The sequence below is a fragment of the Citreimonas salinaria genome (genome assembly GCF_900107235.1).
Taxonomy (GTDB): Bacteria; Pseudomonadota; Alphaproteobacteria; order Rhodobacterales; family Rhodobacteraceae; genus Citreimonas; species Citreimonas salinaria.
The window spans coordinates 1-2536 of the sequence record NZ_FNPF01000054.1; the positions used below are offsets into that span (position 1 = coordinate 1).

The window sequence follows — 2536 nt, forward strand, 5'->3', positions numbered from 1 at the left end:
AAGATCAACCCGCTGCACGTCTGGGACCGCAACGACCCGATGTTCGCCGAGGCGCGGGCGCGGGCCGAGGCGGACGGGATCGACCTGGAGAACGCGGCCGACGTGATCCGCGACGGCAACAAGGTCAGGGTCTACATGTACTCGGTGGCGCCGGCCTTCAGCCTCACCGAGTTCCGCGTTCAGGAAGGTGACGAGGTCACGGTCACCATCACCAACCTCGACGAGGTCGAGGACGTGAGTCACGGCTTCTGCATCACCAACTACGGCATCAACTTCGAGGTCAGCCCGCAGCAGACGTCGTCCGTGACCTTCACGGCCGGACGGCCCGGCGTCTACTGGTACTACTGCCCGTGGTTCTGCCACGCGCTCCACATGGAGATGAAGGGCCGCATGATCGTCGAGCCTCGGGCAACCTGATGCGGACGATGCGACACATCTGTGTCCTGGTGCTGGCGCTTTGCGCCGGCACCGCCTTCGCGGCCGAGCACTCGGTTGCGCCGGGCGAGCCGGTGCAGCCGCTGCTCGACGCGGCGGCCGAGGGCGACGTGATCCGGCTGGAGCCGGGCGTCCACGCGGGGCCGCTGGCCGTTGCCACGCCCGTGACGCTGGAAGGCGCCGACGGCGCGGTGGTCGAGGGGCCGGGCGAGGGCAGCGTCATCACCGTCACGGCGCCCGACGCGGTGGTGCGCGGGCTGACCGTGCGCGGCTCGGGCACCGTCCTGTCCGAGGAGGATTCCGGCATTTTCGTCGAGCAGACGGCCGAGCGCGCGCTGATCGAGGACAACCGGGTCGAGGGCAACCTCTTCGGCATCTACCTGATGGGGCCGCCCGACGCGGTCGCGCGCGGCAATACTGTCATCGGAAGGAACGACCGGCGCTTCTCCGAACTCGGCAGCGGCATATCGGTCTGGAACGCGCCCGGCGCGGTGGTCGAGGACAACGACATCAGTCTCGGCCGCGACGGCATCTTCGTGAACACCAGCAAGAACAACGTCTATCGCAACAACCGCATGCGCGACCTGCGCTTCGCGATCCATTACATGTACGCCAACGATAGCGAGGTCACCGGCAACCTGTCGGTCGGCAACACGGTCGGCTACGCGCTCATGTTCTCGCACCGGCTGAAGGTCAGCGGCAACGTCTCGGAAGGGGACACGGATCACGGGTTCCTGTTCAACTACGCCAACTATTCGCAGGTCGAGGACAACACCGTCCGCGAGGGTGGCGAGAAGTGCGTGTTCATCTACAACGCCAACTTCAACGAATTCCGCCGCAACCGCTTCGAGGGCTGCGGCATCGGCATCCACTTCACCGCCGGGTCCGAGCAGAACACGCTGTCGGGCAATGCCTTCATCGGCAACCGCAGCCAGGTGAAGTATGTCGGCACCCGGCACCTCGACTGGTCCGAGGGGGGCCAGGGCAACTACTGGAGCGACAACGCGGCCTTCGATCTGGACGGCGACGGCATCGCAGACCAGCCTTACCGCCCGAACGACGTCATCGACCAGGTGCTGTGGCGCAACCCGATGGCCAAGGTGCTGGTCACCAGCCCGGCCGTCCAGACGATCCGCTGGGCGCAGTCGCAGCTGCCCGCGCTGCAACCCGGCGGCGTCATCGACAGCGCGCCGCTGATGAAACCCATTACGGAGCCCGCAGATGGCTGACCCCACCGTCGCCCTGTCGGGCGTCACCGGCGCTTCGGGCGCCACACCGCGGTCGAGGACGTGTCGTTCTCACTCGCGCCGGGACAGACGGTGGCCCTTGTCGGGCACAACGGCGCCGGCAAGACCACGCTGATGAAGCTGATGCTGGGCCTGATCCGGCCGAGCGCCGGCACCCTGGCGGTCCTTGGACAGGATCCCGGCCGCAGCTTCGGCGCGCGGCGCGAGATCGGCTTCCTGCCCGAGAACGTGGCCTTCAACCCGTCGCTCACCGCGTACGAGCTGCTGAAGTTCTACGCGCGCCTCAAGGGCGTGCGCGGCAATCTGCGCGACGTGCTGGCGCAGGTCGGTCTGGCCGACGCGGCCGACCGGCGCCTGGGCACCTATTCCAAGGGCATGCGCCAGCGGCTGGGCCTTGCACAGGCGCTGCTTGGCGAACCCCGCCTTCTGCTTCTGGACGAGCCGACCACCGGGCTCGACCCCTCGCTTAGGCTCAGCTTCTACGACACGGTTCAGACCCTGCGCGGCCGCGGCGCCACGGTGCTGCTGTCGTCCCACGCTTTGGGAGAGCTCGAACAGCGGGCCGAACGGGTGCTGATCATGCATCGCGGACGCCTGCTGGCCGACGGGACGATCGCCGAGCTTCGCCGGCTGGCCGAATTGCCGGTGCGTCTGCGCCTGCGCGTGAACGGCGGCTGGCCCGACGTGGCGGCAGCGCTGCCGCCCGGCACACAGGTGGCGCACGGAGCGGATGCGATCGACCTGACCTGTTCGGAAACACGCAAGATGGAGGTCATCCGCAGCCTGGCAGCCGCCGGGCCTGCGGTCGAGGACATGGAAATCACACCACCGTCGCTGGACGACCTCTACGCCCA

The 2536-nt window shown here is 67.9% G+C and carries 3 protein-coding genes; all 3 read left to right on the forward strand.

What is annotated here, in order from left to right; translation table 11 throughout:
* On the forward strand, window positions 1–417 hold a 417-nt coding region (locus BLW27_RS20470), incomplete at its 5' end, for a cupredoxin domain-containing protein (RefSeq protein WP_177178031.1).
* Window positions 417–1664, forward strand: coding sequence for a nitrous oxide reductase family maturation protein NosD (locus tag BLW27_RS20475; protein WP_089886584.1), 1248 nt, complete (start codon window positions 417–419; stop codon window positions 1662–1664). The genes BLW27_RS20470 and BLW27_RS20475, both read left to right, overlap by 1 nt.
* Before the next feature lie 60 nt (window positions 1665–1724).
* Window positions 1725–2536: ABC transporter ATP-binding protein (locus BLW27_RS20480; protein ID WP_089886589.1), on the forward strand; the 812-nt coding region annotated here is incomplete at its 3' end.